The organism is Nocardia otitidiscaviarum NBRC 14405 (assembly GCF_000308635.1).
GTDB lineage: Bacteria > Actinomycetota > Actinomycetes > Mycobacteriales > Mycobacteriaceae > Nocardia > Nocardia otitidiscaviarum.
In genome coordinates this window covers 63,020-73,983 of sequence record NZ_BAGD01000277.1, presented here as the reverse complement: position 1 = coordinate 73,983, position 10,964 = coordinate 63,020, and the positions used below count along the sequence as shown (strand labels likewise).

The 10,964-nt window shown below is 69.3% G+C and carries 12 protein-coding genes; 10 read left to right on the top strand and 2 right to left on the bottom strand.

Translation table 11 applies throughout. The annotated features are described in order from the left end of the window. From ON31_RS31825 to ON31_RS31805, 5 genes are all read left to right on the top strand, one after another. A partial coding sequence (locus ON31_RS31825; protein ID WP_039818911.1) for an HNH endonuclease signature motif containing protein occupies positions 1-457 on the top strand: 457 nt, incomplete at its 5' end. Between the two features lie 386 nt (positions 458-843). Further along, on the top strand, positions 844-1,722 hold the full coding sequence (locus ON31_RS31820) for an alpha/beta fold hydrolase (protein ID WP_147287240.1): 879 nt from the start codon (positions 844-846) through the stop codon (positions 1,720-1,722). Between the two features lie 102 nt (positions 1,723-1,824). Continuing rightward, positions 1,825-2,283: a hypothetical protein gene (locus tag ON31_RS35070; protein WP_051038135.1), complete on the top strand. Its 459-nt coding sequence runs from the start codon at positions 1,825-1,827 to the stop codon at positions 2,281-2,283. Between the two features lie 139 nt (positions 2,284-2,422). Next, the gene (locus ON31_RS31810; protein ID WP_039818883.1) at positions 2,423-2,695 is read left to right on the top strand and encodes a hypothetical protein; all 273 of its coding nucleotides are present in this window, start codon (positions 2,423-2,425) and stop codon (positions 2,693-2,695) included. Continuing rightward, entirely contained in the window at positions 2,692-3,276 is a 585-nt protein-coding gene (locus tag ON31_RS31805) for a hypothetical protein (RefSeq protein WP_147287241.1), read from the top strand. Before ON31_RS31810 ends, ON31_RS31805 begins: the two co-directional genes overlap by 4 nt. Positions 3,277-3,330: 54 nt before the next feature. Here ON31_RS31805 and ON31_RS31800 read toward each other — a convergent pair whose 3' ends face one another. Then, positions 3,331-5,046: a putative PEP-binding protein gene (locus tag ON31_RS31800; protein ID WP_039818908.1), complete on the bottom strand. Its 1,716-nt coding sequence runs from the start codon at positions 5,044-5,046 to the stop codon at positions 3,331-3,333. A gap of 102 nt (positions 5,047-5,148) precedes the next feature. Between ON31_RS31800 and ON31_RS31795 the strand changes: the two genes are divergently transcribed. From ON31_RS31795 to ON31_RS31780, 4 genes are read left to right on the top strand one after another with little or no spacing between them, the layout of a single operon-like run. Further along, the gene (locus tag ON31_RS31795) at positions 5,149-5,916 is read left to right on the top strand and encodes a DeoR/GlpR family DNA-binding transcription regulator (protein WP_039818880.1); all 768 of its coding nucleotides are present in this window, start codon (positions 5,149-5,151) and stop codon (positions 5,914-5,916) included. Continuing rightward, a complete protein-coding gene (locus ON31_RS31790) occupies positions 5,913-6,863 on the top strand; it encodes a 1-phosphofructokinase family hexose kinase (RefSeq protein WP_039818879.1) in 951 nt (316 codons plus the stop codon). Before ON31_RS31795 ends, ON31_RS31790 begins: the two co-directional genes overlap by 4 nt. Before the next feature lie 11 nt (positions 6,864-6,874). Then, complete coding sequence (locus ON31_RS31785) at positions 6,875-8,932, top strand: PTS fructose transporter subunit IIABC (RefSeq protein WP_039818878.1); 2,058 nt, start codon at positions 6,875-6,877, stop codon at positions 8,930-8,932. A gap of 26 nt (positions 8,933-8,958) precedes the next feature. Beyond that, entirely contained in the window at positions 8,959-9,216 is a 258-nt protein-coding gene (locus ON31_RS31780; RefSeq protein WP_029928818.1) for an HPr family phosphocarrier protein, read from the top strand. Positions 9,217-9,225: 9 nt separating this feature from the next. Here the strand turns inward: ON31_RS31780 and ON31_RS31775 are convergent, their stop codons facing one another. Next, positions 9,226-9,597: a hypothetical protein gene (locus ON31_RS31775; RefSeq protein ID WP_029928817.1), complete on the bottom strand. Its 372-nt coding sequence runs from the start codon at positions 9,595-9,597 to the stop codon at positions 9,226-9,228. Between the two features lie 341 nt (positions 9,598-9,938). On the opposite strand from ON31_RS31775, the gene ON31_RS31770 reads away from it, so the two are divergent. Then, positions 9,939-10,871 carry a universal stress protein gene (locus ON31_RS31770; protein WP_051038133.1) on the top strand — a complete coding sequence of 311 codons (933 nt, stop codon included), beginning with the start codon at positions 9,939-9,941 and terminating at the stop codon, positions 10,869-10,871. The last annotated feature ends 93 nt before the right edge of the window (positions 10,872-10,964 follow it).

Below are 10,964 nucleotides of genomic sequence, written 5' to 3'. Positions count from 1 at the left end.
ATGGCTATTGATCTTCGGCCGCGACGGAGTCCCCCTGTATTTGGGGCGCGGGCAACGCCTCGCGTCGCGCTGGCAGCGGCTGGCGTGTGTGGCCCGCGACCGTGGCTGTACCTTCCCCGGTTGTGACGCGCCCGCGACGATGTGCGCGGTGCACCATCTGATCCCGTGGGCACACCACGGCGGCACCGATATCGACAACCTGACCCTGGTGTGCGACCGGCATCACGCCCAGGTCGCCGAGGACACCGACGACCCCACGGGGTGGGCCACCGAACGCATGGGCGCGCACACCCGGTATCCCGGGCGGACCGGGTGGCGGCCCCCGACCCACCACGACCCGACACGCAGACACCGGGTCAATCACCGCCATCACGGCGACGAACTCCTCGGCTCGGCCATCCACCGCCTGCGCGTGAAACAAGACGCCGGGTTACCACCGCCGCCCCTGCGGCAATAACCCCTGACACGGTGACAAGCCCCACGATTACGGCAGTAAGCCCCAGTCGCCTCACCCCGACCCGGCCCGCCGCAGCTGGTATCACGACCAGAGCGAGGGGCACGGTCGACCTCACGGTTAGGGCGAGAGGACCGCCGATGTCGCGGGACCGGAGTAGGCCGACAATGTGGGTGTCCGCGTCGGCGGCGGCGAACGATTGGACCGCCGAGATCGGTTCGTACCCACCCTGAGGGTGCGTGGTGGTGACGGCGAAACACGTTCTGTTGCCTGACCCGCGCGGACCGCACCGGCAGGCGCGGCGGGGCCGAAGACCAACCGCCGAGCCGACTTGAAGCCGACAGGACCTCTGCAACTGCCGATCACACGACATACGTGCTCTGGGACCAGTGGTAAACCCGCATGTCTACCGTCTTCATTTCGCCGAGGAGCGAAGCAGCGCACGAGCTTTGGGGGCGAGGCGACTGACGGAAGTGCGAGAATACTTCATGTGGTCTACACCTGACAGTGTTATCTCGGCCGACGGCACTCGTATCGTCTTCCACACTCTCGGTGACGGGCCGCCGCTGGTAGTCATGCACGGTGCGCTGGTCACGGTGGAGACCTACTATCCGATGGCCGAGCTGCTGGCCACCGACTATCGAGTCGTAGTCGTCTGTCGACGGGGCTACACACCGAGCGGAAGCGGTACACAACCACGCATCTTCGCTCGGCAGGTCGAGGATCTCGCCGCTGTGCTCGAACGCCAGGACGATGTGAGCTTCGTCTTCGGACATTCAGCCGGTGGCCTGGTTGTATTGGAGGCGCTGGTGGCTATGGGTGTTCCGAGCATTCGGCGCTTCGCGCTGTACGAGGCGCCCCTGGCATTGGCGGGTGGTCCGCTCCGGCCGACACTGGAGCGAGCCCGCGAGCTCGTCGCCGACCATCCCGCCGACTCGGTGGTCGAATTCTTCCGGGCCGTACTCGATTCACCAGTTCCCGAGGGCATCCTGCGTTCGATGGGAGCGGCCATGGCCGACCGAGCGCCTGGACTGATCGCGGACCTGGAATGCCTCAGCGCGATGGATCCGGACCTGAACCGCTGGTCCGCGACGGACATTCCCGCCCTGCTGCTGGCAGGCGCCGCCAGCGATCGGTATGGGCCGGAAAGCATGGAGAAACTCGATGCGGTATTGCCGGATTCGCGATTCAGGTCGTTGGCTGGGCAGACCCACAATCCCGACGATTTCACGTCGGTTGCGGCTGTCCTGCGTGAATTCTTCTACTGAGCCCAGTCGCTCACCCGCTTCACGGCAGGTTGGCCGGAGGGGGTACGGTGCGTATTGGTGTGGGAGAGCATAGCTTTGAGTAGGTCTCCAGAAGTCTCGGGAGTGATCGAGCAAGCCCGGCAGGGGCTTTCGCAGTGGAGTTCGGACTGTCTGGCCAATGCGGCGGAGATGAGTGACATCTTGGGTGCGGACGCTGATGATTATGTTCGTGATCCCGTGACGGCATTTGGCGCGTGGCAAACGTACGTAGACGATTTGCCGTTCGAAGAGCTCGAGCACAGTGATTGGGTCACACTGCGCACGGATCTGGTTTCCTATCTCGCCGACATCCTCGTCCGGAAGTTCGGTGCCGAATGGGATGTCATCGCGGATGACCTTGCGCCGCGCGGCTTCCGGTACGTGATCGTTGTGCGGGACGAACACAGTCGGATCAGGTCCGTCGATCTCTTTGTTCTCGTCAACCAGATGGTCGCAAGTGCGGGTAGTGAACTGTTGAGCGTTCTGTCCGCAGCGCTCCGGCAGCTCGGTATCGCGGCAATCCTGCGTCTGAATACCAGGTAGCCGGGTTCCTCGTCGGCGCCGCGCGGGCAGCGGGACCTGTCGGATCGATGACATTGCGGTTGGGATCGATCACTGCCCGCGAACCGGTACATGCAGGCCGGGGTGTTGCTGAGAATTTGCCGTGAGATACTCGGTGCGTATGAATGAACCCACGGACTACCCCTCGGCCACTGTGCGTGGACGAGTGTTCTCCCTGCTGACCAGGGCCGCTCGGCTGCGCGGCGTCACGCTGTATCTCGTGCTGGTCACCGTGGGCGGCGCGATTTCGCTGGCCGTCGAGCTGGTCTCCGGCCGGTACTCGTGGTCGATGCTGGGTGGTGTCGCGTTTGTGGCGACCATGTGGTTTCTCGCCTGGCCTGGTGTGGTGCGGGCATGGCGGCGCACCGACGCCGTGGCTCGGGAGCCGCGATGATGGGAGTGAAGACGGTGCGAGGCGGCCGTGAGCGGTTGTGGGAGCTGCGATTCGCCCCGCTGTGGGTGGTCGTTCCGGTGGTGTGCGCGGTGCTGTTGGGATTCGCGGCACTGACCGGATTCGAAGAGTTCGGCGCTGCTCTGGCGGTGGGTTGTCTACCGGGTACCGTGTTGGCCATCGTGTTGGAGCGCGGGCGCTATGGTGGTCGCGCGCGGATGCGGCAGTTCTACGGCGCCTTGCGCGCTCGGCAACTGCCCACTCTGGCCACTGCGGATGAGGCCGTCCGCTGGCACCATCTGATCGTCGACGAACGCACCCGTCGGCGCGCCGGACTCGCGATGTCCTGGCTACTCCCTGCCAGCAGCGCTTTCTGCGTGATCTACTACATCATCATTGCCACCGAGGGGCCGCACAGCAGTGGCCGCACCTTGCCCATCCTGGCAGTGCTTCTGCTCGCCCTTTTCGCCTGGACCAGGTACTTCACTCCTCGAATCCTCGTCGCCCTCGACGTGCTGGCCCAGCAGGGGACCGAACGCGGTTACGGTTACTGGCTCACCACCACTTGGCCCGCCGCGCATTGACCGGTGGCCGGAGCGCAATGCGGGGTCGGCCACCGGGTGAGCGGGCTGCGGCGGCTACTCGATTTCGGCCGGTTGCGACGAATCCATCCCCAATGCGGTGCGCGCGGCGGCGCGGGCTTCGGCCGGGTTGCTGGTGGCCAGGACGGATTGGGCTGCGCGGCGGCAGGTTTCGAGGGGGATGGTGGCGAGGGTGGCGCCGACGGGGGATAGGGCGGGGGCGGCGGCGGAGAGGGAGGTGATGCCCAGGCCGGTGAGGATGCAGGCGAGGAGGGGGTCGGCGGCGGCTTCGCCGCAGACGCCGATGGGTTTGGCGAGGGCGTGGCCGGCGGCGGCGGTGCGGGCGACCAGGTGGAGGACGGCGGGTTGCCAGGGGTCGGTGAGGGTGGCGAGGTGGGGGGACATGCGATCGGCGGCCATGGTGTACTGGGCCAGGTCGTTGGTGCCGATGGAGGCGAAATCGACGTGGGCCAGCAGGGTTTCGGCGAGCAGGGCGGCGGCGGGGACCTCGATCATGATGCCGGGGGTCAGGGCGCGGGCGCGGGCCTTGGCGGCGAAGGATTCGGCTTCGGCGGCGGTGGAGATCATGGGGGCCATGACCCAGGGGGCGGTGTCGCGGTCGGCGGCGGCCAGGGCGATGGCGTCGAGTTGGCGGTCGAGCAGGCCGTCGTCCAGGAGAGCGGTACGGATGCCGCGCACGCCGAGGGCGGGGTTGGCCTCGTCCGGATGCGGGGCGAAGCGTAATGGCTTGTCGGATCCGGCGTCGAGGGTGCGGATCACCACTTTCGCGTCCGGATAGGCGTCGAGGACTTCGCGGTAGGTGGCGGCCTGTTCCTCGATGCTCGGCTCGGATTCGCGGTCCAGGAAACACAATTCGGTGCGAAAGAGGCCGATGCCCGCGGCGGGGGTGCGGCGGGCGGCGCGGGCGCTCGCACCGTCCTGCACATTGGCGAGGATGTCGACGCGGTGGCCGTCGGCGGTGGCGCCGGGGCCGGACCAGGCGGCGGCACGGGCCGCTGCGGCGCGGTGGTCGGCGGCCGCGGTGGCGTCGGCGTCCGGGTCCGGGTGCACGGTGACCCGGCCCGTGGTGGCGTCGAGCAGCACCTGCGCCCCGACCGGCACCTCGTCGAGTCCGGTGACCGCGACCAGGCACGGGATGCCGAGCTGGCGGGCGATGATCGCGGTGTGGCTGGTCGGGCCGCCGAGTGAAGTCGCCAGGCCGACAATGAGATTCGGATCGAGTCCGGCGGTGTCGGCGGGCGCGAGATCGGTGGCGAGCAGGATCGACGGCCGGTCGGGGAGTGTGATGCCCGGTTCGGGCGCGCCGGTCAGTTCGGCCACCACCCGATCACGGATGTCGTAGAGGTCGGTCACGCGTTCGGCCATGCGGCCGCCGAGGCGGGTGAACATGGCGGCGAACTGCTCGATGGCGGCCGTCGTCGCCGCGGGCGCGGGCGTACCGGTGGCGATGGACCCTTCGGCCACACCGAGCCAGCCGCGGTCGACGGCCATGGCCGCATTCGCGGAAAGGACCTCCGCCGCCGCACCGTCGGCCCGCGTCGCGCGGTGGCGCAAACGCTGCGCGACGGTCGCCGCCGCGACACGGAGCCGTTCTGCCTCCGGTGCCCGATCGGACTTGGCGATGTTCTCCGATGCGGTCTCGATGCGAACCCGTTCCACGGGCCGAACCACCGGCGCCGCGACCACGCCGGCCACCGCCGGTATGCCCGTGAGCACGATAGATCCGGCTCGTTCCGGCAGTGATACAGACATGAGTTCCTCCTCCACGCTGTGATCCAGACTACGGCATACGCTTGACAAAACAACACATACAGGCATAAAACAACAGAAAGCAACATCGAGTCAGGAGGTCGGATGTACGCCGAGGAGCGGCAGCAGGCCATTGCCGCGCTGGTCGGGGAACGCGGGCGCGTCTCGGTCACGGAGCTGGCCGAGCAGTACGGCGTCACCACCGAAACCGTGCGCCGCGACCTCGCGGTACTCGACCGCATGGGACTGCTGCGCCGGGTGCACGGCGGCGCGGTCCCGGCGGCGGCGCTCACCGCCATCGAACTGGGCACCGGCGAGCGCGAGCACAGCCGCGCGGCCGAGAAGGACCGAATCGCCAAGGCGGCCTTGGACTTCCTGCCTCGCTCCGGCGGCAGCGTGCTCTTCGACGCGGGCACCACCACCGCGCGGGTGGCGGCGCTGCTGCCCGCCGACCGCGACCTCGTCGCGGTGACCAACTCGGTGCCGATCGCTGCCCGCCTGTCCGGCTACACCGCGGTGCGCCTGCAACTGCTGGGCGGCCGGGTCCGCGGCCTCACCCAGGCGGCGGTCGGCCCGGAGACCCTGCGCATGCTCGGCGATCTGCGCGTCGATGTGGCGTTCATCGGCACGAACGCACTGACCGGCGGGCACGGCCTGTCCACCCCGGATCCGGACGAGGCCGCCGTCAAGCGCGCCATGGTCGCCGCCGCGCACCGCGTGGTGGTCGTGGCCGATTCCAGCAAGATCGGGCGGGAGGATTTCGTACGCTTCGCGGCGATCGAGGAGATCGACGCCCTGGTGACCGATGACGAACTGCTGCCCTCGGTGCGCAACGAGTTGTCCGAGTACGGCATCGAGGTGGTGACGGCATGATCGTGACACTCACTGCCAATCCGAGTGTGGACCGCACCGTCACACTGGCCGAACCGCTGCGGCGCGGGGGAGTGCAGCGAGCCCTGGGCGCGACCGTGCAGGCGGGCGGCAAGGGCGTCAATGTCTCCCGGGTGGTCGCCATGGCGGGTACGGCGACCGTCGCCGTGCTGCCCGGCAGCGAAGGCGATCCCGTATCGCGCGATTTGGCGGCGGCGGGTATCGACCATCGCGTGGTGCCCGGCGGCGGGCCGATCCGCACCAATGTCGCCATCACCGAAATCGACGGCACCACAACGAAGATCAACGAACCGGGCGCGCCCCTGGACGAGGAGCGCCGCCGCGCGCTGACCGAACTGCTGGTCGAACTGTCCGCCACCGCGAGCTGGATCGTCCTGTCGGGTTCACTGCCGCCCGGCGTTCCCGCGGATTGGTACGTGGAACTGGTGCGGCGGCTGCGCGGCCCGAGGATCGCCGTCGACACCTCGGACGCGCCGCTGGTCACCCTGGCCCGTCGCTTCGATGTCGCCGCACCGGCCTTGATCAAACCCAACAGCGAGGAACTGGCCCAGCTCACCGGAGCCGATCCGGAGCGGCTGCACGACCCGGTCGAGGCGGTCCGCGCGGCCGCGCGGCTGGTCGACCGCGGCGTCGGCGCGGTGCTGGCCACCCTCGGCGCGGCGGGTGCCGTGCTGGTGACCGGCGACGGCGCCTGGCACGCCACCGCGCCGGATGTCACCCCGTGCAGCACCGTCGGCGCGGGTGATTCCGCCCTCGCCGGATATCTGCTGGCCGATCTGGACGGCGCCGCCCCCGCCGATCGGCTGCGCCGCGCGGTCGCCTACGGGACCGCCGCCGTCACCCTCCCTGGCACCGGTCTGCCGGGCCCGGACCACGTCCAGATCGATGCCGTCACCGTGACGGCCCTGGACTCCCTGCCCCATCCCTGAAGGACACCGCGATGGCCGAACCGATCATCACCGCCGAGCTGATCACCTTGGACGCCGACCTGGGCGCGACCAAGGACGATGTGATCGCCGCCCTGGCGCAGCGCCTCGCCGACGCGGGCCGCACACCCGACGCCGCCGCCCTGCGGGACGCGGCCCTGGAACGCGAAAGTCAATCCGCCACCGGCCTTCCCGGCGGCATCGCGATCCCGCACTGCAAGTCCGCGGCCGTGCGGCGCGCCTCGCTCGGATTCGCCCGAGTGCGCCCCGCGGTCGACTTCGGCGCCCCGGACGGCCCCGCGGACCTGGTCTTCCTCATCGCCGCCCCGGCGGACGGGGGAGCCGAGCACATGAAGGTGCTGTCCACTCTCGCGCGAGCACTGGTGCGGCCCGAGTTCGTTGCCGCGTTGCGTGCCGCCCCCACCGCCGCCGCCGTGCTCGAACTCGTCGATGGTGTGCTCGCGCCGGTCGATGCGACCTCGAAGCCCGGTGCGACTGCGGAGGCGGGTGCGACAGCGACGGTCGCCGGGACGATGCCCGAACGCGAGCCCGACTCGGCTCCGGCATCCGCCGAGCGGTCGGACGACGCCGCGGTGCGCACCATCGTGGCCGTCACCGCCTGCCCGACCGGCATCGCCCACACCTACATGGCCGCCGACTCGCTGGTGGCCGCCGGGCAACGCGCCGGGATCACCGTGCACGTGGAAACGCAGGGTTCCTCCGGCAGCACGCCCCTGGACGCCGCGACCATCGCCGCCGCGGACGCGGTCATCTTCGCCACCGATGTCGGCGTGCGTGGTCGGGAGCGTTTCGCGGGTAAGCCGCTCGTCGCCTCCGGCGTGAAACGCGCCGTCAACGAACCCGACGCCATGGTGACCGAGGCCCAGCGGGCCGCACTCGACCCCGCCGCGCCCCGGGTGTCCGGGTCGGACACCGAATCCGAGCCCGCCACAGCGGATTCCGCTGGGCTCGGCTGGGGCACCCGGTTGCGGCAGATCCTGCTCACCGGGGTCAGCTACATGATCCCGTTCGTCGCGGCGGGCGGTCTGCTCATCGCGCTCGGATTCCTGTTCGGCGGGTACGAGATCTCCGACAACGCCCAGACGATCGTGCTGGACAATTCGCTGACCGCGCTGCCCGAGGGCGGTCTGGCGACCTATATCGGCGCGGTGCTGTTCCAGTTGGGCGCGTTGGCATTCGGATTCCTGGTGCCCGCGCTCGCGGGCTACATCGCCTTCGCCATCGCCGACCGACCCGGCCTCGCACCGGGTTTCACCGCGGGCGCGGTGGCGGTCTTCGTCGGGGCGGGTTTCCTCGGCGGCCTGGTCGGCGGTCTGATCGCCGGATTCGCGGCGCTGTGGATCTCGAAGCTCGCGGTGCCGCAGTGGGCCCGGGGCCTCATGCCGGTGGTGGTCATCCCGCTGTTCGCCTCGCTGATCGTGGGCGCGCTCATGTTCGTGGTGCTGGGCAAACCCCTCGCCGCGGTCACCAGCGGACTCACCGACTGGCTCAACGGGCTGTCCGGAACCTCGGTCATCGTGCTCGGCGTGATCCTGGGCCTGATGATGTGCTTCGACCTCGGTGGCCCGGTGAACAAGGCGGCCTACGCCTTCGCCGTCGCGGGCCTGAGTGTCGACGATCCGGCGTCGCTGCGCATCATGGCCGCGGTCATGGCGGCCGGTATGGTGCCGCCGCTGGCCATGGCGCTGGCCACCGTGCTGCGGCCCCGGCTGTTCACCCCCGCCGAACGCGAGAACGGCCGGGCGGCCTGGCTGCTCGGCGCGTCGTTCATCTCCGAGGGCGCGATTCCCTTCGCCGCCGCCGATCCGCTGCGCGTCATCCCGTCCATGATGGTGGGCGGCGCGGTGACCGGGGCGCTCGTCATGGCGGCGGGCGCGACCCTCAGCGCACCGCACGGCGGCGTCTTCGTCTTCTTCGCCATCGGCCATCTCGCGTGGTTCCTGATCGCGCTGGCCGCGGGCGTGCTCGCCGCCGCGCTGTGCGTCCTCGCGGCCAAAACCTTCGGCCGCACCACCGCGGCCGTCGGCCCGTCCGTCCCCGCCACCGTGTAACCACCTCACCACCAGGGAGATTCACCATGCCTCAGGTCACCGTCACCGTCGGTTCCGCCGAGGGTCTGCACGCCCGCCCGGCCGCGCTCATCGTGGAGGCCGTCCAGGCCGCGGGCGTCCCCGTCACCATCTCCGTACCCGGCGGCGCGCCCGTCGACGCCGGATCCGCGCTCATGCTCATGACCCTCGGTGCCGCCGCGGGCACCGAGGTCATCGTCGCCTGCGAGGACGAGGCCACGCTCGACAAGATCGCCGGAATGGTCGCCGCCGATCTCGACGCCTGAGCGCTCGCCTCAGACCTCGAGCTCCTCCTCGATGTCCTTGAGGCGGTGTCGGGCCAGGGCCAGATTGCCGCGGTTGCGGTCCAGGGCGAGGTAGAGGAACAGCCCCTTGGATCGGCGGCCGCGGGTCGGGCGAATGAGGTGGTACTGGGCGCCGAGGGTGATGAGCACATCCTCGATATCCTCTTTGAGACCGAGCTGTTCGATCGTGCGCATCTTGGCACGGACGAGTTCGGTATTGCCCGCGGCGGCGACCTCGAGATCCAGGTTCTTCGAACCGCCCAGCACTCCGAGCGCCATGCCGCTGCCGTAGTCGACGACGGCAGCGCCGATCGCGCCGTCCAACATCATCATGTCCTTCAATGCGACATCCATGTCCGCCATGGTTTTTCGTTCCTCTCTGCCACGTGTCCGGAAGGAGCTCCGCGCGCCGAGACGCTACTCACGCCGTTGCTGCCGCGGTCGGGATTCACTGAAAATTCCGCAAGGTAGGCAATTTACAAACTCTGCAATCAGTAACCTTTCACGCAGGTCACGGTCTCGCGTCGGCGTTACCGCGCCGAGATCCGGACCTGTGAAGACCCCTGGACGTTCGGCGGCCGACAGCCCTGTCGATTCGGCATCGCATCCGGTGACATTGCGCAAGTCCGGTCGGTGACCTTGGTCCCTGTCTGTGGGCGTGGTCAGGCGAGATGCTCTGAACACAACCACACTCAGGAGGCGTCATGGCCGACAACAGCGTCCCCGCGACCGATCGGGGCGCCGCCCCGATCATCGTCGCGGTGGACGGATCGGAGATCTCGTACCAGGCGGTCAAATGGGCGGCCGTGGAAGCCGATCTGCGCCGGGCCCCATTGCACATCATCACCTCGTACGCCGTCCCCACTGGGCGCGGGTCCCGGACCGGGATGGGCGCGGCGGAGACCGCGTGGCTGCGCAGCGACGGCGCTCGCGTGCTCGGCGAGGCGAGCACGGTCGCGCACGCCACCGTGCCGGGCGAATCCATCACCGTCAGCACGGAATTCACCTTCGATCCGATCATCCCCACCCTGATGCGGCTGTCGGCCGACGCCGCCATGATCGTGGTGGGCAACCGCGGCCGGGGTGCGGTACGGCGCGCCCTGCTGGGGTCGGTCAGCACCGCCATCAGCCGGCGGGCGCAGTGCCCGGTGGCGGTCGTGCACGGGGTGTCGGAGACCGACGCGGACGCCGCACGGCTCCCGGTGGTGGTGGGTGTGGACGGCACCGAGAACAGCCAACCCGCCATCGAAATGGCCTGCGAGGAGGCATCGCGCCGCAAGGTGGGTCTGCTCGCCGTGCACGCCTGGGGCGAGACCAATGGCTACGACCTGCCGGTGGTCGGCTGGACCGCCATCCACGAAACCGAGGCGGTGCTGCTGGGACAGGGTATGGCCGGTTTCGCCGAGCGGTATCCGGAGGTGCCCATGGAACGCGTGGTCGTCTGCGACACCCCGGTGCGCGCACTGCTCAACCATGCCGACAGGGCCCAGTTGCTCGTGGTCGGCACCCATGGCCGCGGCGGTTTCCCGGGCATGCTCATCGGTTCGACCAGCACCGCGCTGCTCCAGCACGCGCAATGTCCGGTGCTCGTGGTGCGGCACGACACGAAAATGCCCGACGACCCGGGCGTTCGGTGACCTTCGGCCCGTCAGCGCGGGGGGTGCGACGCGAGATGCTGAAGCGGAACGCTGCCGCGGCAGTCTCCCGAACCAGAACGAAAGGCTTTCGCC

Bases quoted from the DNA above. Each gene is read 5' to 3' on its own strand.
- ON31_RS31810 (WP_039818883.1), top strand. From the start codon at position 2,423: ATGAATGAACCCACGGACTACCCCTCGGCCACTGTGCGTGGACGAGTG.
- ON31_RS31775 (WP_029928817.1), bottom strand. From the start codon at position 9,597: ATGGCGGACATGGATGTCGCATTGAAGGACATGATGATGTTGGACGGC.
- ON31_RS31795 (WP_039818880.1), top strand. From the start codon at position 5,149: ATGTACGCCGAGGAGCGGCAGCAGGCCATTGCCGCGCTGGTCGGGGAA.
- ON31_RS31770 (WP_051038133.1), top strand. From the start codon at position 9,939: ATGGCCGACAACAGCGTCCCCGCGACCGATCGGGGCGCCGCCCCGATC.
- ON31_RS31800 (WP_039818908.1), bottom strand. From the start codon at position 5,046: ATGTCTGTATCACTGCCGGAACGAGCCGGATCTATCGTGCTCACGGGC.
- ON31_RS31780 (WP_029928818.1), top strand. From the start codon at position 8,959: ATGCCTCAGGTCACCGTCACCGTCGGTTCCGCCGAGGGTCTGCACGCC.
- ON31_RS31790 (WP_039818879.1), top strand. From the start codon at position 5,913: ATGATCGTGACACTCACTGCCAATCCGAGTGTGGACCGCACCGTCACA.
- ON31_RS31805 (WP_147287241.1), top strand. From the start codon at position 2,692: ATGATGGGAGTGAAGACGGTGCGAGGCGGCCGTGAGCGGTTGTGGGAG.
- ON31_RS31785 (WP_039818878.1), top strand. From the start codon at position 6,875: ATGGCCGAACCGATCATCACCGCCGAGCTGATCACCTTGGACGCCGAC.